General features: G+C 62.7%; 19 protein-coding genes. 14 read left to right on the top strand and 5 right to left on the bottom strand.

Annotation, left to right across the window (positions count from 1 at the left end; genetic code table 11):
- The first annotated feature begins 75 nt into the window (after positions 1-75).
- The 4 genes from chrA to BLT98_RS29340 all read left to right on the top strand — a co-directional run bounded on the left by chrA (position 76) and on the right by BLT98_RS29340 (position 5,708).
- Positions 76-1,413: a chromate efflux transporter gene (gene chrA, locus BLT98_RS13545; protein WP_092608458.1), complete on the top strand. Its 1,338-nt coding sequence runs from the start codon at positions 76-78 to the stop codon at positions 1,411-1,413.
- Positions 1,414-1,442: 29 nt separating this feature from the next.
- A complete protein-coding gene (gene moaA / locus BLT98_RS13540) occupies positions 1,443-2,564 on the top strand; it encodes a GTP 3',8-cyclase MoaA (protein ID WP_092608455.1) in 1,122 nt (373 codons plus the stop codon).
- 62 nt (positions 2,565-2,626) lie between these two features.
- Positions 2,627-4,474, top strand: a complete 1,848-nt coding sequence (glp, locus tag BLT98_RS13535) for a molybdopterin molybdotransferase MoeA (RefSeq protein WP_244517479.1) — start codon at positions 2,627-2,629, stop codon at positions 4,472-4,474.
- 316 nt (positions 4,475-4,790) lie between these two features.
- Positions 4,791-5,708, top strand: a complete 918-nt coding sequence (locus BLT98_RS29340; protein WP_244517478.1) for an MHFG family PEP-CTERM protein — start codon at positions 4,791-4,793, stop codon at positions 5,706-5,708.
- Positions 5,709-5,717: 9 nt separating this feature from the next.
- Here BLT98_RS29340 and rmuC read toward each other — a convergent pair whose 3' ends face one another.
- Positions 5,718-7,088 carry a DNA recombination protein RmuC gene (rmuC, locus tag BLT98_RS13525; protein ID WP_034785265.1) on the bottom strand — a complete coding sequence of 457 codons (1,371 nt, stop codon included), beginning with the start codon at positions 7,086-7,088 and terminating at the stop codon, positions 5,718-5,720.
- 5 nt (positions 7,089-7,093) lie between these two features.
- Positions 7,094-7,489, bottom strand: a complete 396-nt coding sequence (locus tag BLT98_RS13520; RefSeq protein ID WP_092608730.1) for a group II truncated hemoglobin — start codon at positions 7,487-7,489, stop codon at positions 7,094-7,096.
- Between the two features lie 132 nt (positions 7,490-7,621).
- Between BLT98_RS13520 and BLT98_RS13515 the strand changes: the two genes are divergently transcribed.
- From BLT98_RS13515 to BLT98_RS13505, 3 genes are read left to right on the top strand one after another with little or no spacing between them, the layout of a single operon-like run.
- On the top strand, positions 7,622-8,890 hold the full coding sequence (locus BLT98_RS13515; RefSeq protein ID WP_092608446.1) for an MFS transporter: 1,269 nt from the start codon (positions 7,622-7,624) through the stop codon (positions 8,888-8,890).
- A gap of 12 nt (positions 8,891-8,902) precedes the next feature.
- Positions 8,903-9,250, top strand: coding sequence for a GIY-YIG nuclease family protein (locus BLT98_RS13510; RefSeq protein ID WP_092608443.1), 348 nt, complete (start codon positions 8,903-8,905; stop codon positions 9,248-9,250).
- 57 nt (positions 9,251-9,307) lie between these two features.
- Entirely contained in the window at positions 9,308-9,775 is a 468-nt protein-coding gene (locus BLT98_RS13505) for a MarR family winged helix-turn-helix transcriptional regulator (protein ID WP_070281316.1), read from the top strand.
- Between the two features lie 10 nt (positions 9,776-9,785).
- Here BLT98_RS13505 and cqsA read toward each other — a convergent pair whose 3' ends face one another.
- Positions 9,786-11,033 carry an alpha-hydroxyketone-type quorum-sensing autoinducer synthase gene (cqsA, locus tag BLT98_RS13500; RefSeq protein ID WP_070281317.1) on the bottom strand — a complete coding sequence of 416 codons (1,248 nt, stop codon included), beginning with the start codon at positions 11,031-11,033 and terminating at the stop codon, positions 9,786-9,788.
- Positions 11,034-11,185: 152 nt separating this feature from the next.
- Between cqsA and BLT98_RS13495 the strand changes: the two genes are divergently transcribed.
- Together BLT98_RS13495 and BLT98_RS13490 are read left to right on the top strand one after the other, a co-directional pair.
- Positions 11,186-12,484 (top strand): sensor histidine kinase, encoded by a 1,299-nt coding sequence (locus BLT98_RS13495; protein ID WP_092608440.1) that lies wholly within the window; start codon positions 11,186-11,188, stop codon positions 12,482-12,484.
- A 3-nt stretch (positions 12,485-12,487) separates the two neighbouring features.
- Positions 12,488-13,495, top strand: coding sequence for a response regulator (locus BLT98_RS13490; RefSeq protein ID WP_070253702.1), 1,008 nt, complete (start codon positions 12,488-12,490; stop codon positions 13,493-13,495).
- A gap of 2 nt (positions 13,496-13,497) precedes the next feature.
- Here BLT98_RS13490 and BLT98_RS13485 read toward each other — a convergent pair whose 3' ends face one another.
- Positions 13,498-16,029, bottom strand: coding sequence for an ABC transporter permease (locus tag BLT98_RS13485; RefSeq protein ID WP_092608437.1), 2,532 nt, complete (start codon positions 16,027-16,029; stop codon positions 13,498-13,500).
- A 24-nt stretch (positions 16,030-16,053) separates the two neighbouring features.
- Entirely contained in the window at positions 16,054-17,085 is a 1,032-nt protein-coding gene (locus tag BLT98_RS13480; RefSeq protein ID WP_092608434.1) for an adenosine deaminase, read from the bottom strand.
- A gap of 597 nt (positions 17,086-17,682) precedes the next feature.
- Between BLT98_RS13480 and BLT98_RS13475 the strand changes: the two genes are divergently transcribed.
- The 5 genes from BLT98_RS13475 to BLT98_RS13455 all read left to right on the top strand — a co-directional run bounded on the left by BLT98_RS13475 (position 17,683) and on the right by BLT98_RS13455 (position 24,759).
- Positions 17,683-19,605 (top strand): PrkA family serine protein kinase, encoded by a 1,923-nt coding sequence (locus tag BLT98_RS13475; protein WP_034785249.1) that lies wholly within the window; start codon positions 17,683-17,685, stop codon positions 19,603-19,605.
- A 72-nt stretch (positions 19,606-19,677) separates the two neighbouring features.
- Positions 19,678-20,946: a YeaH/YhbH family protein gene (locus tag BLT98_RS13470; RefSeq protein WP_034785247.1), complete on the top strand. Its 1,269-nt coding sequence runs from the start codon at positions 19,678-19,680 to the stop codon at positions 20,944-20,946.
- Positions 20,946-22,547, top strand: a complete 1,602-nt coding sequence (locus BLT98_RS13465) for a SpoVR family protein (RefSeq protein ID WP_052140385.1) — start codon at positions 20,946-20,948, stop codon at positions 22,545-22,547. The genes BLT98_RS13470 and BLT98_RS13465 overlap by 1 nt, the downstream gene beginning before the upstream one ends.
- A gap of 539 nt (positions 22,548-23,086) precedes the next feature.
- A complete protein-coding gene (locus tag BLT98_RS13460) occupies positions 23,087-23,743 on the top strand; it encodes an energy transducer TonB (RefSeq protein ID WP_034785244.1) in 657 nt (218 codons plus the stop codon).
- 86 nt (positions 23,744-23,829) lie between these two features.
- Positions 23,830-24,759 carry a MotA/TolQ/ExbB proton channel family protein gene (locus BLT98_RS13455; protein ID WP_167468694.1) on the top strand — a complete coding sequence of 310 codons (930 nt, stop codon included), beginning with the start codon at positions 23,830-23,832 and terminating at the stop codon, positions 24,757-24,759.
- Positions 24,760-24,764 lie beyond the last annotated feature (5 nt).

Here is a 24,764-nt window from a genome sequence, read left to right as displayed (position 1 = left end):
AGCCGCCAATGATGAAAGGGGAAGCTCAGGCTTCCCCTTTTTTACGTCCACTTCTTTGCCAGCCATCCGCCCGCCATGCACGAGAACACCAATCAAGCTCCCGCCCCCGTCAGCCTGCGCAGCGCCTTCCGCTACTGGCTCAAGCTCGGTTGCGTCAGTTTTGGCGGCCCGGCCGGGCAAATCGCCATGATGCATGCGGAGCTGGTGGAAAAGCGGCGCTGGATTTCCGAGCAGCGCTTCCTGCACGCCCTCAACTACTGCATGCTGCTGCCGGGGCCGGAAGCGACCCAGTTGGCCATCTACATCGGCTGGCTGATGCACCGCACGCGCGGCGCGCTGGTGGCGGGCCTGCTGTTCTTGCTGCCCTCGCTGCTGGTGCTGATCATGCTGTCCTGGCTCTACATGGCGTATGGCCACGTGGGTGCCATCGCCGGCGTCCTGTACGGCATCAAGCCGGCCGTCGTCGCCATCGTGCTGGCGGCCGCCTGGCGCCTAGGCCGGCGCACCTTGCGTAGCCCCGGCCTGATCGCCATCGCGGCGGGCGCATTTGTCGCCATCGCCGTGCTACAGCTGCCATTTCCGCTGATCGTGCTCGCCGCCGCCCTGCTGGGCATGGCGGGCGGGCGCTGGCTGCCGGGCCACTTCCATGTCGGCGCCGCCTCGCACGGCGGCGCGGCCCGCTACGGCGCCGCCCTGATCGATGACGACACGCCCACGCCGGAGCACGCGCGCTTCAGCTGGCCGCGCCTGCTGGCCACCTGTGCGCTGGGCCTGGCCCTGGCCTTCCTCGCCTGGCTGGGCCTGGCGCTGGCGGGCGGCGCGGACCAGCCGCTGGCGCAGATGGGCGTGTTTTTCAGCAAGGCGGCCCTGCTGACGTTTGGCGGCGCGTATGCCGTGCTGCCCTACCTGGTACAGGGCGCCGCCGACCACTACCACTGGATCACCAGCGCGCAAATGATGGATGGCCTGGCGCTGGGCGAAACGACGCCCGGTCCCCTGATCATGATCGTCGCCTTCATCGGTTTTGTCGGCGGCTGGAGCCATGCCGTGACAGGGGAGCAGCTGTGGCTGGCGGGCGTGTGCGGCGCGCTCGTCGCCAGCTGGTTCACCTTCCTGCCCTCGTTCATCTTCATCCTGGCCGGCGCGCCGCTGGTGGAAGCGTCGCGCGGCAATCTGCGCCTGAGCGCGCCCCTGACGGCCATCTCGGCAGCCGTGGTGGGCGTCATCGCCAGCCTGGCGCTGTTCTTTGGCCGCCATGTCTTCTGGCAAGAAAACCCGCTGCCGCACTGGGACTGGCTGGCGATGTTCATCGCGCTGGCGGCCGGCGTGGCGCTGATCAGGTTTCAAGTGGGCACCATCAAATTGCTGCTCGCCTGTGCCATCTTCGGCCTCGTGCTATCGTATCTGCCTTGAACGACTCAACGTAAGTGGTATCACCTTTCATGGCTGACAAGATTATCTACCTCGCCGAAGCCCGCAACGGAGCACCGGCGATCCCCGCGCAGCTGGAAAGCCCCAGCGGCAATGTGGCCGACAGCCTGGGCCGGCCCTTGCACGACTTGCGCATCTCGATTACCGACCGCTGCAATTTCCGTTGCGTGTATTGCATGCCGAAGGACGTGTTCGACAAGAACCACGTGTATCTGCCGCACACGGATTTGCTGTCGTTCGAGGAAATCACGCGCATCGCGCGCCTGTTCGTCGCGCACGGCGTGGAAAAGATCCGCCTGACGGGCGGCGAACCGCTGCTGCGCAAGAATATCGAAAAGCTCATCGCCATGCTGGCCGAACTGCGCACGCCGTCGGGCCAGCCGCTGGACCTGACCCTGACGACCAACGGTTCCTTGCTGGCAAGAAAAGCGCAGGCGCTCAAGGATGCGGGCCTGAACCGGGTTACCGTGTCGCTCGATTCGCTCGACGACGCCACCTTCAAGCGCATGAACGATGTGGACTTTGCCGTGGCCGACGTGCTGCACGGCATCGATGCGGCGCACCAGGCAGGACTCGGCCCCATCAAGATCAACATGGTCGTCAAGGCCGGCATGAACGAGCAGGAAATCGTGCCCATGGCGCGCCACTTCAAGGGCACGCCGTACATCCTGCGCTTCATCGAATACATGGACGTGGGCGCCTCGAACGGCTGGAACTTGCAGGAAGTCATCCCTTCGGCAGAAGTCGTGCGCCGTATCGGCGCGCAGATGCCCTTGCTGCCCATCAACCCGAACTACACGGGCGAAACGGCGGCGCGCTGGCGCTATGCGGATGGCAGCGGCGAAATCGGCCTCATTTCCAGCGTCACGCAAGCGTTCTGCGCCGACTGCAGCCGCGCCCGCCTCTCGACCGAAGGCAAGCTGTACACGTGCCTGTTCGCCAGCAGCGGCCACGACTTGCGCAGCCTGCTGCGCGGCGGCCACAGCGATGCGGAAATTTCCTCGGCCGTGGCGCAGCTGTGGCGCGGCCGCGGCGACCGCTATTCGCAATTGCGCACCAGCCAGACGGATTTGACGGGCGGCGCACTTGAGCACGGTAAAAAGAAAGTGGAAATGTCGTACATCGGCGGCTGAATCGGGAGCGGCGCACGCCTGCCGCTGCTACCATGGCGTATGCATCCACATTTTCGCCTCTCATGATCAATCAACACGACATTACCGGCCTGATCCTGGCCGGCGGCCTCGGCACGCGCATGGGCCAGCGCGACAAGGGCATGCTGCCCCTGCATGGCCAGCCCCTGGTCCGCCACGTGCTGCAGCGCCTGGCGCCGCAAGTGGGCCAGCTGGCCATCAGTGTCCATGCGGATGCGGGCGATTACGCGCGCTTCGGCCTGCCCGTGTGGCCCGACGCGCTGCCTGGCCAGCTCGGTCCGCTGGCCGGCTTGCACAGCGGCATGCAGCATGCCACCGCCCCCTATCTGCTCACCGTGCCGTGCGACTCGCCATTGCTGCCGCCCGACCTGGCAGCGCGCCTGGCCGCCGGTTTGACGCAAGACAATGCCGACCTGGCCATCGCCGTCACCGAGGACATCGATCCCGCGACGGGCCAGACGGTACGCCGCCCGCACCCCGTCTTCTGTCTCGTCAAGACTTCCGCCCTGCCCCAGCTCGACGCGTACCTGCGCGGCGGAGAGCGCCGCATGCGCACCTGGCATGGCCCCTTGAAACTGGCCGAGGTGCTCTTCGAGAACAATAGCGCGTTCGGCAACATCAATACCCCGGACGAGCTGGCGGCCCTGCAGGCGCAGGGCCTGTCCGTGCCGATGGCGCAAGCCATCCTGGCCGACACCGTCGCGCCTGTCGCCGAGATCGAGGAACTGCCGCTGCCGCAAGCGTTCGAGCGCATCCTGGCGGCCGACATCATCTCGCCCATCAGCGTGCCCGCGCACGACAATTCCGCCATGGATGGCTACGCCCTGCACGGCGCCGACCTCGGTGGCGACTCTGCTGTCACCCTGGCCGTGGTCGACACCATCCTGGCCGGGCGTCCCGGCACGGTCAACATTGGACGCGGCCAATGCGCGCGCATCATGACGGGCGCCGTTATGCCGGAAGGCTGCGACAGCGTGGTGCCGCAGGAACTGGTGCAGCACGCCAGCGCACAGCACATCACCGTGGCGCCGGACTGCATCCGCGCTGGCGACAACCGCCGTTTCAAGGGCGAAGACTTGATGCAGGACCAGCCTGCCCTGCTGCAGGGCAAGATACTCGGACCGGCCGAGCTGGGTCTGCTGGCCTCGCTGGGCATCGCCACGGTGCCCGTACGCCGGCGCCTGCGCGTGGCCTTCTTTTCCACCGGCGACGAGTTGCGCTCGATCGGCGAGCCGCTCGACGCGGGCTGCATCTACGACAGCAACCGCTACACCCTGCTGGGCATGCTGACCCGCCTCGGCTGCGACGTGCTCGACATGGGCATCGTCAAGGACAATCCGCAAGCGCTGGAAGCGGCCCTGCGCGGCGCCTGCGCCTCGGCCGACGTCATCATCACGTCGGGCGGCGTGTCCAGCGGCGCGGCCGATTTTACGCGCGACATCCTGGCGCGCCTCGGTGAAGTGGCCTTCTGGCAAATCAACATGCGCCCGGGCCGCCCCATGGCCTTCGGCCGGATTGCCAGCGAAGGCGAATCGGCACTACTGCTGGGCCTGCCCGGCAACCCCGTGGCCGTGATGGCGGCGTTTTATTTCCTCGCCCGCCCGACCCTGCTGCGCCTGATGGGCGCCGCTGCGGACACGGCCAGCCTGCCGCTGCTGCAGGTGGCGGCGCAAGCGCCCATCCGCAAGAAGCGGGGCCGCACGGAATACCAGCGCGGCATCGTCGAACGGGGCGCGGACGGGCGCCAGCACGTGCGCGTGACGGGAGCGCAAGGCTCCGGCATCCTGCGCTCGATGACGCAAGCCAATTGCATGATCGTGCTGCACGAAGCGCAAGGCCACGTGGCGGCCGGCGACCTGGTCGATATCGTGCTGTTCCATGGATTGACCTGATGTACCACCACCGGCCAGGCTGACGCGCTGGCCGGGCCGCATTCCACGCTGCGTCACCTGCGTTTCTCCCTCCTCTTCACAACGGCCCGCCCCGCGCGGGCCGTTCGCATTGCCCCTTCGCAATCAATTTATCCTGCACGGCAACTGTTCGACTATCAAGATAAAAATATTAATCATTTCCATGACCAATAAATCAATAAAGACAACACTAATTGTAATAATTTTATTTATTAGTTGATATTGAAATTTCTTCAGTGATAACATTCAAACTTGTATAAAGTTCAATTTTGATATTGTTTTCATGAGGAAACTAACAATGAGACACAGCTCATGGATCGCGGGAGCCAGCATGCTGGGCGTGGCATGCCTGCTTGCTACCTTGTCCCTGGCGCCCTTGACCGCCAGCGCGAAAGGCATCGCGCGCGCCGGTGTGCTGGATAACTGCAACTGGAACCGTCCAGGCGTCGACCCGTTCATGGGTGACGTAGTGGCGGCGGTGGACCGCTACACGGATATCGCGCCGCCAGTGCGCGAACAATTGAAGGAGCGCATGCGCGCGCGCCAGTACGATGAGATCGTGGTGATCAGCCGCGACGCCATCCGCGGCAAGGGCAACTACAACACGCGCATCAGCGACATGCATTTCGGCCCTGGCCGCGTTTGCCGCAATGTCACACGTGCAGGCTGGAGCGAACAGATGCAGGAACGGGGACTCGTGTATTGCGTACAGGGCCAGTGCATCCTCGTGCCGACGATTTGCCGTAACGTCAGCCGTATCACGCAGGCACCCGCGTCGGCGCCGCCGGCGGCAGGCGCCGCGCCCGCCGGTGCAGCGCCTGTTGCGGCCGCCCCCACCGCCCCGGAAGCGGCAGGCGTGCCACTGATCGACAATCCCGACGCCTTGCGCGGCGGTTCTTTCACGGGCGGCGCCATGCCGCCCGAGGTGGCCAGCATTCCATTCCTGCCTTTCAACAATTATGTGCGTACCGTCGGCGGCATCACGCCGCCGGCCGGCATGGGCGGCGGCGGTGGCGGTGGCGGTGGCGGCGGTCTGCCGCCGGACCAGGGCAGCAGCATCATCGTGCCGCCCACCGTGATCATCCCCACCTTTCCACCCACCGTGCCGACGGTCTTGCCGGCCGTGCCCGAACCGCAAACCTGGGCCATGCTGCTGGCGGGACTGGCGCTGGTCGGCTACAGCGCGCTGCGCCGCCGCACTGTGCGGGTGGCCTGAGGCGGCGCGCTACTCGCCGTCGCCGGCGTCCGCCTTACCCAGCAGCAAGGCGGCCGCCTCGCCCGGCAAGGCTTCCACGGATTTCAATTTGCGCGCCATCTGCCGGCTGCGCACTTCCGCGCTTTCGATATTCTTCGCCGCCTTTTCCAGGGTCAGCCGGGTTTGCGACAGCACGTCGCCGAATTTGCCGAACTCCGTCTTGACGGCGCCCAGCACTTGCCACACTTCCGACGAGCGCTTTTCCAGCGCCAGGGTACGGAAACCCATCTGCAGGCTGTTGAGCAAGGCCGTCAACGTGGATGGTCCCGCGATGCTGACCCGGTGCACGCGCTGCAATTCGTCGGCCAGTCCCGGACGGCGCAGTACTTCCGCATACAAGCCTTCCGTGGGCAGGAACAGGATGGCAAAGTCGGTGGTGTGCGGCGGCGCCAGGTATTTCTCGGCGATGGTTTTCGCTTCGCCCCGCACGGCCCGTTCCAGCTCGCGTCCGGCCAGGGCCACGCCGTCGGCATCGGCCCGCTCGGCCGCCTCGACCAGGCGCTCGTACTGTTCCTTGGGAAACTTCGCGTCGATCGGCATCCACACGGGAGGGCCGCCGTCGGAGAGGCCCGGCAATTTCAAGGCGAATTCCACGCGCGCGCCGCTGCCGGCCACGGTTTCCACGTTCTTTGCATACTGGTCGACAGTGAGTACCTGCTCCAGCAGCATTTCCAGCTGCACTTCGCCCCAGGTGCCACGCGTCTTCACATTGGTGAGTACCCGCTTCAAATCGCCCACGCCCAGCGCCAGCTGCTGCATTTCACCGAGACCCTGGTGGACTTTTTCCAGCCGCTCCGACACTTGCTGGAACGACGCACTGAGGCGCGTTTCCAGGGTGGCGTGCAGTTTCTCGTCGACCGTCTTGCGCATCTCTTCCAGGCGTGCGCCATTGTCGGCCTGCAAGTCGCGGATCTTGTTCTCGAGCGTGGCGCGCACTTCCAGCATGCGCTGCGCATTCGATTCCGTCAGCTGGGCCAGGGTTTGATTGGTACTCTCGGCAAAGCGCGCCAGGCTTTGCGCCTGCTCTTCGCGCCCGACTTTCCCCTGCGCCTGCATCTGCGTGCGCAGGCTGTCGAGCTGTTGCAAGGTCGCCGCCTGGAATTGCGCCAGGCCGGTGGCCAGGTCCTGGCGCGTCGCTTGCGCCGATGCCTGCAGTTGCAGCCGCACTTCGCGCTCGACCCGGTCGATGCGATCCAGGCTTTGCTGCTGGTGCTGTTGCACCAGGGCCAGGGTGGTGGCGCCATCGCCGGCCGCGCCACGCGGGCGCAGCAAGATCAATAGCAACAGGACGATGGCGACGATGGCGGCGCCCAGCAGGCTGTAAAACTCGATTGGGCTCATGGGTGTCAGTCAGGCTTGTTGCGCATCCAGTCGGCCGTCTGATAGAACGATTCCATCAGGCGTACGCGCAAGGATTCTTCGATGCCCGTGTCTTCCATGGCCCAGGCCATGGCGCGCAGCCACTGGTCGCGCTCGCTGGTGCCGATGGCGTAGGGCAAGTGACGGGCGCGCAGGCGCGGGTGGCCGAATTTCTCGATATACAAATCCGGTCCGCCCATCCAGCCCGTGAGGAAGAAATACAGCTTGTCGCGCGAGCCGTCCGTCGATGGCGGATGCATGACGCGGATGCCGGCGAACTCGGCTTCGAGCTCCATCAAGTCATAAAAACGGTCGACCATTTCGCGCAGCACGGGGGCGCCGCCGATGGTCTCGTACAGGTTGGGGGCAGTGGTATCAGTCATGGCCGCCATGATAGCGCAAGCGCTGGCGCCTCATGCGGCGGCAGCTGTCGCTGCCACAATAAAAAGCAATATACTTGACTACTCAAGCTTATATCAACTACCATACAATCTTTAAACACGGGAAGATACAGCATGTCGACCACCGCAGAATCCCACTTGATGCGCAATACCAACTTCCGCTGGCTGTTGGGCGGCGGCCTCGTGTCCATGCTGGGCGACCAGTTCAGCATGCTGGCCCTGCCGTGGCTGGTGCTGAGCCTGACGGGCGATAGCCTCAGCCTGGGCATCGCCGTGGCCCTGATGGGCGCGCCCCGCGCCGTGCTCATCTTGTTGGGTGGCACGGTCGCCGACCGGCATTCGCCCCGGCGCGTGCTGCTGGTGAGCAAACTGGCCAATGCCGCCATCCTGCTGGCGCTGGCCGGGCTGCTGCTGCTGCTGGACCAGGCCAGCCTGGCGCTGGCGTATGCGGCCGCGCTGGCACTGGGTATCGCTTCCGCCTTCGGCATTCCCGCCGGCACGGCCATCCTGCCGCAAGCCGTGCCGGCACAGTCACTGCAAGCGGCCAACAGCCTGCAGATGGGCGCGCGCCAGTTGTCCTTGCTGGCCGGTCCCCTGCTGGCGGCGCTCGTGCTCGGCACCCACGATGGCGCCCGGCACACCGGCATGGCGGCTCTGGCCGCCGCCTTTGCCATCGATGCGCTGACGTTCCTGTTCTCGGCCTGGACCTTGCGGCAAGTCAGCCTGCGGCCACTGGCCGTGGCGGCGGCGCAGGGCATGTGGCGCGACATGGCGGCGGGCCTGGCCATGGTGTGGCGCGACATTCCCTTGCGCAGCTGCTATGTGTACTGGGCGGTGGTGGCCTTCTTCGTCATGGGGCCGCTGCAAGTGGCCTTGCCCGTGCTGGCCAGCGAGCGCCTGCACGGCGCCGCGGCGCTGGGTGTGCTGATGGGCGCGCACGGCGCGGGCACCCTGGCCGGCATGCTGGCGTCCAGCCTGGGCGGCGCCTGGCTGCGCCGCCGCTTCGGCGCCACCCTGTTGCTGGTCGATGCGGTCGTGGGCCTGCTGCTGATGGCGCTGGGGCAAATCGGCACGGCCTGGCAGGGCGCGGCCTTGCTGGCCGTCACAGGAATGCTGGGCGGCTATGTGCAGGTAGCCATCTTTACGTGGATACAGCGGCGCGTGGCGCCCGCCATGCTGGGCCGGGCAATGGCACTGTTCATGGGCATCTTCCTGGGACTGGCGCCCCTGTCGGCGGCGGCCACGGGTGCGTTGCTGCGCCACCTGAGCGTGGGCGAGCTGTTCTGCGCTGGCGGCGCCCTGCTGCTGGCCGCCGCCGTGGCCGCCATCCTGTGGACGGATATTCCCCGCATCGGGGCAAGCGATTATGCAGTTCAACCTTAAGGCAGTCACAGCATGGATAAAACACGACAAGCGGCCCTGAAAGCGGCCTACCGGCAACAAGCGCCCGCATTGGGCATCATCGCGCTGCGCCACTTGCCCAGCGGACGCACCCTGCTCGAACGCAGCCGCAATGCCCCTGGCGCGCTGAACCGCCATCGCTTCGAACTGAATCTGGGCAAGCACCGCAATACGCTCCTGCAGGCGGACTGGCAACGCGACGGCGCGGCGGCCTTCCGTTTCGAGCTGATCGATGCCGTCAAGGTGCCCGACGATCCCGCCTTCGATGCGGATGCCGAACTGGACGCCCTGCTGGCGCTGTACCAGGCACAGCTGCTGGAGCAGGGACAGGCACGCTATTGAGCGGCCATGCTTTACACTTGCGCACTCAAGCACTTCGCAGCGAATTGAAAGGACGTCATGATCGATCACACTCCCCCGCCGCCGGACGGCGCCAGCGCGCTGGACTTCTGCCTGCGCCTGGCGCGCGCCCAGGCCGTGCTGGTGCGCCGCTTCGACAGCATCCTGGGCAATCTGCATGGCCTGAGCTTCAGCGATTATCAATTGCTGTACCACTTGCAGCGCGCGCCCGGCGGCCGCCTGCGCCGCATCGACCTGGCCGAACGCCTGGCGCTGACGGCGTCCGGCATCACGCGCTCCTTGATGCCGCTGGAAAAAATCGGCCTGGTGGCGCGCCAGGCCGATGCGCGCGATGCCCGCGTCGGCTATGCCGTCATCACGGAAGCGGGACAAGCCCTGCTGCTCCACGCCGATGCGACAGCGCAGGCACTGGGCCAGGAATTGCTGGGCAGCGCCAGCGCGGAACAGCTGGCACCGCTGTCCATGCTGCTGGCCGGCATCGCCGGCAGCCAGCCAGCGAACGGCTGACGCATCGCCCTTACACGAGCGCCAGCTTGCGCAGGCGCCGCGTCGACTGCCAGTGTTCCACGCCCGTTTCGTCGCGGATGGCGGCGCAGGCGGCCAGCACTCTTGCGCACTCATCCTCGCGCAAGCCCGCATTCAGGGTCAGGCGCACGATGGCGCGGTTCTTCGCCGTAGCCGGGGCACAAAACATGGCGCCGTAAATGCCGTGCCGTTCCAGCGCCTGGCGCAGAGCCAGGGTGGCCGGTTCGCCGCCAGCCTCCAGCGCCACGATCTGCTCCGTGCCATCGCTGACGTTGTAGCCCAGCTCGCGCAAGCCGTCGCGCACCTGCAGCGTGTGGCGCCGCAGGGTGGCGCGGCGCTCGTCGGCGGCCATGATGAAATCGAGCGCCGCGCCCAGCCACGCCAGCTCATGCGCCAGCAGGCAGGAACTGAAGATGGCGGGGCGTGATTCGGACAAGAAATACCCCTTGAAGCGGCTGGAACAGCTGATGAAACCGGCCCGGCCCGCGAAGGCCTTGGCCAGCGATGCCGTGCGGAAATGCACGCGGTGGCCCAGTCCCCAGGCTTCCACCAGGCCCGCGCCCTGCGGGCCGTGCGTGCCCAGCGAATGCGACTCGTCGACCACCACCACGCAGTCGCTGCGCTCGGCGATATCGAGCAGCTCCAGCAGCGGCGCCAGGCTGCCATTGGTGCTGTACAGGGCATCGACCACAATCACGCCACGGCCATGCTTTGCCACCTGCCGCCGCAGGTGCGTCATGTCGTTGTGCAGGAAGGGCACGGCCTGGGCCTGGGCCGACAGCACGCCTTCCCACAGCGACGCGTGAGCCTGCATGTCCAGGTAGACGGGAATGCCGGGGCCGGCGATACACTGCAGCAAGCCGACGTTGGCCGCCATGCCGGACTGCGCCAGGATGCCATCCTCGCAGCCCATGAAGCGGGCCAGCCGGCTTTCCAGCCGGTGCTGTTCGCTGCCTTCCTGCAAGTACACGGCCGACATCAGCATGCCGCCCGCATGCGCCTGCAGGGATGCCACCTGCGCCGCCACCAGCGTCGGCTCGGCGGCGATGGACAGGTAGTCATTGCCCGCCAGGAAAATAGCATGGGCGGGGGTCGGTTGCCAGGCATGGGGATGCTGGCCGCCCAGCAGTTTTTCGATGCGCGTGATGTGATGCGCATCCATGCGCCGCACGATGTAGTCGGGCAGGCAGTGTTCGGCACGGGCGAAAGATGGGGTATGCACGCTGGTAGCGATGGTCATGGTTTTTCTCCTAGGGAAAGGTTTGCTGCAAATTAAAGCCTTGACCGTGTTGCAAACCCATCCATTGACGTATATCAATGTCCGACGAGATAACCGTTCAACCAGGAAAATTTACGCGATGATAATGTTCTAAAGAGAATCTAGGCAGAGTCATGACGCAGCAATTGCAAGGACGATGGACACACTGGCGCAGGCGCCTGCTCCATTCGCTGCTGCATGAGCGCGTGCCGCATGAGGACCTGGCCGGCCGAGTCGCCATGCTGGCCGCCGTGGGCACGGTGGCGATGCCGCTGTACTACCTGCTGTGGCATTACTTTTTTCCGCAAGCCTATGAAAACCTGACCCTGCGCCTGACGGGCGTGGGCATTTGCATGGCTGGCCTGTTTGCCCGCCGCTTCTCGGTCCGCTGGCTGTCGCGTTACCTGCTGTTCGCGCTCAGCTACATCCTACCCTTCTTCTTTACTTTCATGTTTCTGATGAACCATGCGTCGTCCATCTGGAGCGAATCGCTGCTGATCGGCCTGGTCGTGCTGTTTCATTTCGAAACGAAACTGGCGTGCTGCGCCTACCTGATCGGCACCAGCGCCGCCTGCCTCGCCGTCATTCTGCAAGGGGAAGGCGGCTTCCTGCTGCAACGTGAAGTGCTGCAGCAACTGCCCGTGCACTGGTTCACCATTGCCGCGCTGTCCGTGGTGAAAGTGGGCAGCAAGGTGCTGGAACTGGAACGGCTGGCAGGCCTGGCGGCCGGGCTCGGTTCCGTGGCGCACGAGCTGCGCACGCCGCTGACCAGCGTGGAAGCCAATGTGCGGGGCATGCGCCGGCTGCTGCCGCAGCTGGCCGACCAGGCGGACGACATGCCCCCGTTGCAGGAAGCCCTGTCGCGCATCCAGTTCGAAGTGCGCCACATGCATCACATGATCGATCTGTTCCTGATGAGCGCCAGTGCCGTGAACCGCAACCTCCAGCCTAGCCAGGTGCTATCGATGCTGGAGATGGTGAACGCCGTGCTCAAGCGCTACCCATTTACCAGCAACAGCCAGCGCAGCAGCGTCAAGGTGGACGTGCGTGCCGACTTCCAGTTCGCCGGCCAGGACGAACTGTGCGTGGTGATCCTGCTGAACCTGCTGAGAAACGCGCTGAAAGCCATCCAGCGGGCAGGCAAGGGACGCGTGCGCATCATCATCGACGGCGCCCGCCCCGTGCCCAGGCTGCTGTTCATCGACACGGGCTGCGGTATCGCGAAGAACCGCCTGCCGCTGATCTTCGAGCGTTTTTACTCCTATCCCGTACATAACGGCAGCGGCATCGGCCTGGCCCTGTGCCGGCAGATCGTCACCGCCTGGCAGGCGCGCATCCGCTGCGTGTCGCGCGAGCATGCCTATGCGATTTTCATCCTGGAATTCCCCCAGCCCGTGCCTGCCCGCTTCCAACCCTCTTCCCCCGCAAGGTGACGCATGCAACTGCCCGTCTACACCCATCCGACCCTGACCGTATTGATCGACGACAGCGATTCCTTCCTGAAGAGCCTGGCGTTCCAGCTCGATCCCGGCCTGGCGCGCAAGACCTTCCACGACACCAGCAGCGCCCTGCACTGGTTGCGCCAGAGCGCGCAGCCGGGCGAAACGCCGCTGCACGTCAACTTCGACACGCAAAACCTGCCGCCCGACCAGTGCAACGTGGCGCTCGACATCGAACGCATCTGGCGCATCAGCGGCCAGGCGCAGCGCTTTGCCGTGCCCTCCGTGCTGGTGGTCGATTATTCGATGCCGCAGATGAATGGTCTGGAATTTTGCCAGGCCGTGCGCGACTTGCCGTGCAAGAAGATTCTATTTACGGGCGCGGCCGATGAAAAAGTGGCCGTGACGGCCTTCAACCGGGGCTTGATCGACCGCTACATCAAGAAGAGCGACGACGATGCGCTCGACATCCTGGAACAGGAAATCGTTGCCCTGCAGCGCGAATTCTTCCTGCAGCAATCGGAAACCGTGCGCGACTTGCTGATGCTGCACGACTACAGTTTCCTGCAAGACGAAGCGCTGGCCGCCGTCGTGCACGAGCTGTGCCAGCGCCATGGTTTTGTCGAATACTATATTTTCCCCAATCCCAGCGGCATCCTGTTCTTCACGCGCGAAGGCCACGCCAAGCTGATGATCATCGAGACGGAACGCAGCCTGCATACGCAGTACGAAATGGCGCGCGACAGCGACGCGCCCGAGTCACTGCTGCTGGCCCTGCTGGAAATGCGCGTGATTCCCTACTTTTCCGACGCCGACAGCGACGGCATGTACGCGGCGCAGATCGGCGAAAACTGGTTCCGCTACTGCGCCGCGCCCACCATCTGCCTGGGCCGCATGACGTATTTCTGGGCCCTGTTCGACGTGCCGGCGCACCAGCTTGGGCAGCCGGTGATGTCCTACGCGCAATTTCTACGGGCGGGCGCAGGCGATAGCGTCAGCGCTTAAGACTAGCCTTCCCGCAAGGTCTGCAGGGGCGGATGTTTCAGCACGTTACGCAAGCCCAGCCAGCCGCCGGCAATCGCGCACAGGGCGCCGGCCAGCAAACCAAAGGCCCACACGCCGGGCGCGAAGCTCCAGGCGAACTTGAACTGGTACGTGGCCAGCGCCCAGCCCATGGCGGTCGCACCCGATGCCGCCAGCAGGCCGGCCAGGGCGCCGACGAGGGAAAACTCGATCAACTGGGCCTGCGCCAGCTGGCGCCGCGTGGCGCCCAGCGCGCGCAGCAGTCCCGCTTCGCGCGTGCGCTCGTCCTGCGATCCCATCAGGGCCGCATACAGCACCAGCAAACCCGAGGCCAGGGTGAAGGCAAACAGGAATTCGACGGCCGTGACTACCTGGTCCAGCACGCCCTGGATCTGCTTGAGCACGCCGCCCACGTCGACCACCGTCAGGTTCGGATAATCGCGCAGCAAGGCATTGCCCAGGTCCGCCTGCGCGGGTGGCAGGTGAAAGGCAGTGATCCACGTCTGCGGCGTGTCCGCCATGGCGGCCGGATTGATGATGACAAAGAAATTGACGCGCATCGAGCCCCATTCCAGCTTGCGCAAGCTGGTAATGGCCGCTTCCACGGGCTGGCCGGCGATGTCGAAGCGCAGCTTGTCGCCCAGTTTCAGTTTCAATGTCTTGGCGATGCCCTCCTCCACCGATGCCTCGGCCGGCGCACCGGGCCCATTGCCGAACCACTTGCCGGCGACCAGCTTGTTTTCTTCCTGCATCGTGGCCATCGTCGACAGGTTGAATTCGCGGTCGGCCAGGCCCTTGGCGCGGTCGTCCTCGTAGGTGGTTTCCGTGATGGCGTTGCCGTTCACGGCCACCAGGCGCCCGCGTATCATCGGATACAAGGGCGCGTTGGCCACGCCGGCCTGGGCCAGGCGCGCGGCGATCGGGTCTTTCTGTTCCGGCAGGATATTGATCATGAAGCGGTTCGGCGCGTCCGGCGGCGTGGCATTGCGCCAGGCCACCATCAAGTCGCCGCGCACCACCGTCAGCAGCAGCAAGGCCATCAGGCCCAGCGCCAGCGACACCACCTGGATGACGGTGGCGCCCGGGCGGCGCTGCAGGGAAGTGACGGCAAAACGCCAGCCCTGGTGATTGAAGGCGCCGCGCAGGGTTTTCAGCGAGCGGATGCCCAGCCAGCCGGCCAGGCCGAACAGGGCGAAGCCGCCGAGGAAGCCGGCCGCCGTCAGCAGCGCCAGTTTCACGTCGCCCGCCTGCCACAACAGCAGCACGACGAAGGCGGCGATCCCCAGGCCGTACGTGGCCACGGCCAGCGCCTGCGGCGGCTCCTGTTCGCGGCGGATCACGCGGTTATGGGGAACATTGCGCAACTGCAAAATCGGCGGCAGGGCAAAGCCCAGCAGCAACAGCATGCCGGTGGCCACGCCCTGCAGCGCGGGCAGCATCGAGACGGGCGGCAAGTCGCTCTGCACCAGTTTCCCCAACAGCTCCAGCAGCACCAGATGCCCGCCGAAGCCCACCATCACGCCGACCACGCTGCCGGCCAGGCCAACGAGCAGGAATTCGATCACGTACATGGCCGTGACCTGGTTTTGCGTCAAGCCCAGGCAGCGCAGCATGGCGCAGGCATCCAGGTGGCGCAGCATGAAGCGGCGCGCCGCCATGGCCACGGCGACGGCCGCCAGCATGGCCGACAGCAAGCCGACGAGCGACAGGAAACGGTCGGCGCGGTCCAGGGTCGATTGCATCTGCGGACTGCCCGATTCCAGCGACTCGATGCGCACGCCCTTGATGGCCTGCGTCTTGATCTGGCTTTCCAGCCAGGTTTGATATTGCGCAAGCTCGGCCGCCTTGGCGGGTGGCGCCGACAGCAGCAGCCGGTATGACACGCGCGAACCGTTCTGCACCAGCGCCGTGGCGGCAAGATCACTGAGGGGCAGCATCACGCGCGGGGCGAAATTGAGGAAGGAGGCGCCGCGGTCCGGCTCGCTGGCGATCAGTTGCGTGACCGTAAATGCCTTGTCACCCAGGGTCAGGGTGTCGCCCAGCCTGGCGTTCAGGCTGGACAGGATGGCCGCATCGACCCACAGGGTGCCGGGCGCCGGCACCTGGTCCGTTGGCCGTCCCACGGCATCCTGCGCCTCGCTCGGTTTGGTCGTGATTTTCAGCTTGCCCCGCTGCGGGTAGCCGGGCGAGACGGCCTTGATGGACGCCAGCTGCGACAGCGACTGTTCGCCCTCGCCCGCCTGCGCCATGCTGGGAAACGTCACCGTGTCGGCCAGGAGGAAGCCGCGCTTCTGCGCTTCCGCGCGCCATGCGGCATTGACGGGCTGGTCGGCGCTGATGACCAGGTCGGCCCCCAGCAACTGGTGCGCGTCGCGGTTCAGGCCCGCGCGCAGGCGGTCGACGAAGAAGCCCACGGCCGACAGGGCCGCCACGGCGACGATCAGCGCGACGAGCAGGAAACGCAGTTGCCCGGCGCGCCAGTCGCGGCCGGTCATTTTCAGGGAGAGGCGGAACATGGGCGGCGGGTCTTTATGAAGATGTTATTGCGCGCTGCCGTGGGCGGCCGCGTGCTGGGCGAAATACGCATCGACGGTGGCGAGGAAGGCGTCTTTCTGCGCTTGCGGCAGGAAGGCGGCGATGAAACCGTTGCGCGCCAGGCGTTGCGCGTGGGACAGGCCCAGCGGCAAGGCGTCGAAGATGGCGTCGAAATTGTCGTTCATGTAGCCGCCGAAATACGCGGGATCGTCCGAGTTCACCGTCACCAGCAGGCCGGCGTCGAGCAGTTGCACCAGGTTGTGGTCATGCATCTGGTCGAACACGCGCAGCTTGGTGTTCGACAGCGGGCAGACCGTCAAGGCGACCTGTTCGCGCGCCAGGCGGGCCGTCAGTTCCGCGTCTTCCAGGCAGCGCACGCCATGGTCGATGCGTTCGACCTGCAAGTCGTCGAGCGCCGTACGGATGTAGGCGGGCGGACCTTCCTCGCCCGCGTGGGCCACCAGGTGCAGGCCCAGCTCGCGGCAACGGGCAAACACGCGCGAGAATTTCTCGGGCGGGTTGCCCACTTCCGACGAGTCGAGACCGATGCCGATGAATTTGTCGCGGTGCGGCAGCGCGTCTTCCAGGGTCTCGAACGCTTCTTCCTCGCTCAGGTGGCGCAGGAAGCACAGGATCAGGGCCGCGCTGACGGGACTATCCTGGCAGGCGCGGTGGATGCCGTTGATCACGTCAGCCATGGCCACGCCGCGCGCCGTGTGGGTTTGCGGGTCGAAGAAGATTTCCGTGTGCAGCACGTTATCGGCTTCGGCGCGGCGCAGGTAGGCTTGCGTCATGTCATAGAAATCCTGCTCTTTCAAGAGCACGCTTGCGCCAGCGTAATAAATGTCGAGAAAAGACTGCAAATCCGTAAAAGCATAGGCGCTGCGCAAGTGTTCCACCGATTCATAGCCCAGCGGCACGCCATTGCGCTCTGCCAGTGCGAAAATCAGTTTTGGCTCCAGCGAGCCTTCGATATGGATATGCAGTTCGGCCTTCGGCATGCCGCGGACGATCGCGCGCAATTGGGGGTTCATCATGGGTGTTCCTTATAGGGTGACGATAAAAATGCTGGCTCGCACGCGCCGGGCGCGGCGCGGAAGACGCACGCGCGGCGCGCAGGGCCATCAGACATGCAGGCATCTTAGCGCAAGATGGCCAGCCTCACCGGCGCCCGGCCGCCATGGCGCAGGCCGCGGCAGCGCCATGGTCGGCTCCGGCACGCGCTGGCGAATTGTCGTATTATGATTTAAAAGGTACAAAAAGGTTCATTGAAATTGATGGAAAATCTGATGATTTATCCAATTAAATCAACAATTTACAAACAAGTATTAAGGATATGCTGACATATCTTTTGACTTCCTGATCCTTTAGAGCAATAATAAATTTCATGGGGTAAAGGTAGGTGCAACAAGCGCTATCAACAGTGAAAAAAAAGCCGGCTGGCTACGTCAGCACACGGCATCAAGCGCCAGTTTTTTGGTCCGGGCAATCCGGACTCGCAAAGACAGCCGGGCTTGAAACAACAATAAAAATCGATACGGGGTACAGGAAAAGTTCAGACGGCAAGCCCAGGCGAGTGCCAGGCGGGCGGCCATGGTGACTGGCAGTACAGGTTTACATTAAAGGACATTGACATGACCATTTTTGATAACTATGCAGCACGCTACGAGCGCACCCGCGAAGAGGAAATGTCGCTCACCGAATACCTGGCCCTGTGCAAGAAGGACAAGCTGACCTATGCCAGCGCGCCCGAACGCATGCTGGCCGCCATCGGCGAGCCGCAACTGGTCGACACGCGCAACGACACGCGCTTGTCGCGCATCTTCGCCAACAAGATCATCAAGATCTATCCCGCCTTCCGCGAGTTCTACGGCACCGAGGAAGTCATCGAGCAAGTCGTCTCGTATTTCCGCCATGCGGCGCAAGGCCTGGAAGAACGCAAGCAGATCCTGTATCTGCTGGGGCCTGTCGGCGGCGGCAAGTCGTCGATCGCGGAAAAGCTCAAGTCGCTGATGGAGCATGTGCCCTTCTATTGCCTGAAAGGCTCGCCCGTCAACGAATCGCCGCTGGGCCTCTTCAACGAGGAAGAGGACGGCACCATCCTGGAAGAGGATTACGGCATCCCGCGCCGCTACCTGCGCAACATTCCCAGCCCGTGGGCCGTGAAGCGCCTGCATGAATACAATGGCGATATCAACCAGTTCCGCGTCGTCAAGCGCTACCCGTCCGTGCTGAAACAGATCGCCATCTCGAAGACGGAGCCGGGCGATGAAAACAACCAGGATATTTCTTCGCTGGTGGGCAAGGTCGACATCCGCAAGCTGGAAGACTATGCGCAGGACGACCCGGATGCCTACAGCTATTCGGGCGGCCTGTGCCTGGCCAACCAGGGCTTGATGGAATTCGTGGAAATGTTCAAGGCGCCGATCAAGGTCTTGCACCCCTTGCTGACGGCCACGCAGGAAGGCAACTACAAGGGCACGGAAGGCTTCGGCGCCATCCCGTTCGACGGCATCATCCTGGCCCACTCGAACGAGTCGGAATGGAAGACCTTCAAGAACAACCGCAACAACGAGGCGTTTCTTGACCGTATCTATATAGTCAAGGTGCCGTATTGCCTGCGCGTCTCCGATGAAATCAAGATCTACGACAAGCTGGTGGCCAATTCCTCGCTGGTCAAGGCCCCGTGCGCGCCCGGCACCCTGCGCATGATGGCGCAGTTCGCCATCCTGTCGCGCCTGAAAGACCCGGAAAACTCCAGCATCTTTTCGAAGATGCTCGTCTACGATGGCGAGAACCTCAAGGATACGGACCCGAAAGCCAAGTCCATGCATGAATACGTCGATTACGCGGGCGTGGATGAAGGCATGAACGGCTTGTCGACGCGCTTTGCCTTCAAGATCCTGTCGAAAGTGTTCAACTTTGACAATTCCGAAGTGGCCGCCAATCCCGTGCATCTATTATATGTACTGGAACAGCAGGTCGAGCGCGAGCAGTTCGCGCCGGAACTCGAGCAGCGCTACTTCTCCTATATCAAGGAGCACCTGGCGCAGCGCTATGTAGAATTCATCGGCAAGGAGATCCAGACGGCTTACCTGGAAAGCTATTCGGAATACGGACAGAACATCTTCGACCGCTATGTGACGTTTGCCGATTTCTGGATACAGGACCAGGAATACCGCGATCCGGACACGGGCGAAAGTTTCGACCGCGAATCGCTGAACAATGAACTGGAAAAGATCGAGAAGCCGGCGGGCATTTCCAATCCGAAGGATTTCCGCAATGAAATCGTGAACTTCGGCTTGCGCGCGCGGGCCTCGAACGGCGGCAAGAATCCCGCCTGGACCAGTTATGAAAAGTTCCGCACCGTGATTGAAAAGAAAATGTTTTCGAATACGGAGGAATTGCTGCCCGTGATTTCCTTCAATGCCAAGGCCAGCGCCGACGATGCCAACAAGCACGCCGACTTCGTGGCCCGCATGGTGGAAAAAGGCTATACGGCCAAGCAGGTACGCCTGTTATGCGAATGGTACTTGCGCGTACGCAAGTCGTCATAGCGCGGACAGCGAAGGCGCGCTCCCGCCCGATGGATGGCGGGGCGCGCGAGACGAGAGGCAAGGAGGCACCCTTTGACATATCTCATCGACAGGCGCTTGCAAAGCAAGAATAAATCCGCCGTCAACCGCGAGCGTTTCCTGCGGCGTTACAAGGGCCAGATCAAGGATGCCGTGGGGCGTGCCATCAAGGGGCGCTCGATCACGGACGTCGAGAATGGCGAGAAGGTCAGCATCCCCGTCAAGGACGTGGGCGAACCATCGTTCGGCCACGCGCATGGCGGCGTATGGGAAGTGGTCAATCCCGGCAACAAGGAATACCTGAAAGGCGACCAGATCGCCCGGCCGAAAGGCGGCGGTGGCGGCGGGCGGGGCAAGGCGGGCAATAGCGACGAGACGACGGAAGACGATTTCATCTTTGAATTGTCGCGCGAAGAATTCATGAATTATTTCTTCGAGGACCTGGAATTGCCGCACATGGTGAAAACCCAGCTGACGGCCACCACGGAATTCAAGAACCAGCGCGCCGGCTACAATATGTCGGGCACGCCATCGAACATCCATGTGCTGCGTTCCTTGCGCGGCGCGCTGGGGCGGCGCATCGCCGTCGGCGGCGGCGCCCGCAAGCAGCTGGCGCAGGCCGAGGAAGACCTGGCCGAACTGCTGCACGAAGGCGCGCCCGACAGCGACCCGCTGGTGACGGAACTGCGCCGCCTGATCCACCACCTGCACACGCGCCTGCTGGCCATTCCCTTCATCGACCCGTTCGACTTGCGCTACAGCAACCGCGTCAAGGTGCCCAAGCCGATGACGCAAGCCGTCATGTTCTGCATCATGGACGTGTCCGGCTCCATGGACGAGTCGCGCAAGGACACGGCCAAGCGCTTCTTCATCCTGTTATATCTGTTCCTCAAGCGCGTCTATGACAAGATCGAAGTCGTCTTCATCCGTCACCATACGGCGGCGGCCGAAGTGGACGAGCATGAATTCTTCAATTCGCGCGAGTCGGGCGGCACCGTCGTATCCTCCGCCCTGCACTTGCTCAACACCATCATCGACGAGCGCTATGGCGCCGGGCAATGGAACAGCTATGTGGCGCAGGCGTCCGACGGCGACAACTGGGACAACGATTCCGTGCTGTGCCGCCAGTTGCTGATCAACACCATCATGCCCAAGGTGCAGTACTACACCTATGTCGAGATCACGGACGGCCCGCAGCAAAACCTGTGGGAGCAATACGCGGGCGTGCTCGACCATCACGCCCATTTCGCCATGCAAAAGATCGTCACGCCGGCCGATATCTACCCGGTCTTCCGCGAACTGTTCAAGAAACAGGTGAAATGATGAGTGCAGCCTTTGACCGCGCCAGCAACACCCCGGGCGAACCGTTCGTGCGCCTGCGCCACCCGAACGCCCTGCCCGAGCAGTCGGAATGGACGTTCGAGCTGATCGAGCAAATCCACGAGGAAATCCGCCGCGTAGCGAAACAGTTTGGCCTCGACACCTATCCGAACCAGCTGGAAATCATCACGGCCGAACAGATGATGGATGCCTATACCTCGGTAGGCATGCCCGTCTCCTACAACCACTGGTCTTTCGGCAAGCACTTTCTGTCTACCGAGAAAAGCTACAAGCGCGGCCAGATGGGCCTCGCCTACGAGATCGTCATCAACTCCAACCCCTGCATCGCCTACTTAATGGAGGAAAACAGCCTGACCATGCAGTCGCTGGTGATCGCGCATGCGGCCTACGGCCACAATTCCTTCTTCAAAGGCAATTACCTGTTCCGCGCCTGGACGGATGCGGACGCCATCATCGACTATATGGTGTTTGCCAAGAATTACATCGCCGAATGCGAACAGCGCCATGGCGTCGATGCCGTGGAATTGCTGCTCGACTCGTGCCACGCCATCCAGAACTATGGCGTGGACCGCTACAAGCGCCCGGCGAAACTGTCGATGGCGAAGGAATATGCGCGCCAGAAAGAGCGCGAAGCCTATGTGCAGTCGCAGATCAACCAGCTGTGGCGTACCCTGCCCCGGCGCGAGGATGACGAGGACGAGGAAGACCAGCGCAAGGCCGCCCCCCGCTTTCCGCCCGAACCCGAGGAAAACCTGCTGTACTTTATAGAGAAGTACGCGCCGCTGCTGGAACCATGGCAGCGCGAGATGGTGCGCATCGTGCGCAAGATTTCCCAGTACTTCTATCCGCAACGGCAAACCCAGGTCATGAACGAGGGCTGGGCCACCTTCTGGCATTACACGATATTGAACCAGCTGTATGACGAAGGCGTGGTGGGTGACGGCTTCATGATGGAATTCCTGAAAAGCCATACCAATGTGGTTTACCAGCCGCCCATCGACAGCCCGTATTACAGCGGCATCAACCCGTATGCGCTGGGTTTTGCCATGATGAGCGACATCCGCCGCATCTGCGAGCACCCGACGGACGAAGACCGCGCCTGGTTTCCCGACATGGCCGGCAGCGACTGGCGCAAGAGCCTGGACTTTGCCATGCGCAATTTCAAGGATGAAAGCTTCATTGCCCAGTATTTGTCGCCGCGGCTGATCCGCGAATTCCACTTCTTTGCCGTGCTTGACGACGACAAGAATGAAAAACTGGCCATTTCCGCCATCCATGACGATGCCGGCTACCGCTACGTGCGCCAGCAGCTGGCCGAGCAGTACAACCTGGGCAACCGCGAGCCGAACATCCAGGTGTGGTCCGTGAATACGCGCGACGACCGCGCCTTGACCCTGCGCCACACGCAATTCCAGCGCCGCCCGCTGAACCAGCAGGCAGCCGAGGTGCTCAAGCATGTGGCGCGGCTGTGGGGCTTCGATGTACACCTCGATACGGTCGATCCCCAGGGGGTGGTCCTGGGCACCCTGAATTGCCGGCGCGAGAAGCGCAACCGGCGCGATGACCCGGTTGTCCGGCCATGAAATGTTTTGTTGATAATAATCAATAGCAAGAATATAAGCGCTTCCTATGCCCGTATAGGAATTCAGTATGGCCTGGCGGCCTCAAATAGGCCTCCAGGAGCGCCTTTTTTGACCTGGATGAAGTGCGTTCCGCACCCGTTTGGTGCGCACCGAAGGCTAAGTGGTCTGGTTCAGAGCTAAAACATTTCCATAAAGAAAGATTTTTCTCCAAATTTAGCAGTTTCCATATTGGATATCACGAAATATAATTCCGCCATATAGGCACATCGGAGAACTTAGCAGCGGTCGTCCAAAACGGCTGTAAAAAACCGATAAGACCGCCTTTTTTTCTGTCCGAAAGCGTGCAAAGATGACATAAGCAAGTACGTTTTCAGGGCGCAAAAGCGCCAAAAATTTAACCGGTTTTAGGCGTTAAAAATCTGTGTAAAATAAAGAATTCGTATGTATAATTCGGCGACGTCCCGGATACGGCTGGAGCTTTGTGTCGTCATTTTGGGGTTCAGTTGCAAGACAAGAGATGGTATTTGGAGAAAGCAGGCATGAATTTTTCGAACGAGAAAAGTCCCAAGAACTACACAGGCATAACTGTCGTTGTCCTGCTGCACGTTCTCGCGGCTTACGGGATCGCGACGGGCTTGGGCAAGCGGTTAGTTACCAAAATGATGGAACCGGTTGAAACCAAGATTATCGAGGAAGTCAAACCGCCTCCACCGAAGGATCTTCCACCGCCACCACCGCCGCCAGAAATGAAGGCGCCACCGCCGCCATTCATTCCGCCAGTCGAGGTGAACGTGCAGCAGCCGCCGCCACAACAGAACGTGATTGCAAATACGACTGCTGTGAAGCCAGCCACGAATGTATTGGCACCGCCAGCACCGCCTGCACAGCCTGCGCCAACTCCTGGACCAGCCAAATCGGTGCGTACACCGGCCGTGGTTGACTTCAGTGTCTGCGAAAAACCGGCTTATCCAAAGTCGTCGCAGCGCAATGAGGAAACCGGTGTGGTGACACTGTCGTTCCTGATCGGTGTAGACGGCAAGGTCGCTGATTCGAAGATCGTGAAGTCCAGCGGCTTCAGAGACCTGGACAAAGCCGCGGTGCAAGGTATTAGCCGCTGTACATTTAAGCCGGCAACAGTTGACGGCAAGCCGGAACAAGGCTGGCAGCAAATGCAATACGTTTGGTCGCTGGATTAAAACCCGAGACAGTTATCCCCTGTCTCACACTATGATTTCGTTGTCATTACGTTCAGCGATCTGTTATTTTTAATTTTGGAGGAAGCATGTTTAAGAATACCCGTTTGTCCGCATTTTTTGCCGCGGTTCTGTTGTCCGTTACCGCTACTACCGCTCTGGTAGCAGCTCCGGCATTCGCTGACGCGCCAGCATCGGCTGCCGCTTCGGCTCCTGCGGCAGACGCTGCACCAGCACCAGTTGCTGCAGATGCAGCCGCTCCAGCAGCAGACGCAGCAGCTCCAGCCGCTGATGCAGCAGCTCCAGCCAAAACCGAAGAAGTGCACAACCCGTTCGGCCTGTCCGCAGTATGGGACGGCGGCTTCGTGCCACGCGCTACCCTGATCATCCTGTCCATCATGTCGATCGGCAGCTGGTACATCATCATCACCAAACTGCTGGATCAAATGAAGATCTTCAAGCAAGCCAAAGAAGCCGCTTCCAAATTCTGGAAAGCTCCTTCGATCGCTGCTGGTTCGGCAACCCTGAGCGAAGGCTCGCCATTCCGCTTCATCGCTGAATCGGGCACCAAGGCAACCGCACACCATGACGGCGCCCTGCTGGAACAAATCGACCTGTCGACCTGGGTGACGATGTCGATCCAGCGCGCTTCGGACAAAGTCCAATCGCGTCTGCAAGATGGCCTGTCGTTCCTGGCAACCGTTGGTTCGACCGCACCGTTTATCGGTCTGTTCGGTACCGTTTGGGGTATTTACGGCGCGCTGACCGCTATCGGCATGACCGGTAACGCATCGATCGACAAAGTTGCAGGTCCAGTTGGTGAAGCACTGATCATGACCGCTTTCGGTCTGCTGGTCGCCGTTCCTGCCGTTCTGGGTTACAACTGGCTGGTTCGTCGTAACAAATCCGCAATGGAAGACATCCGCTCGTTCAGCGCCGACGTTCACTCGGTTCTGGTTTCCGGCGTAATGTCGACCAGCGAAGCTGGCCGTGCTGCCGGCGCTAAAAAGATCGGATAAGAATC

This window comes from Janthinobacterium sp. YR213 (assembly GCF_900099875.1).
GTDB lineage: Bacteria > Pseudomonadota > Gammaproteobacteria > Burkholderiales > Burkholderiaceae_D > Janthinobacterium > Janthinobacterium lividum.
This window is presented reverse-complemented; position numbering and strand designations above follow the sequence as displayed.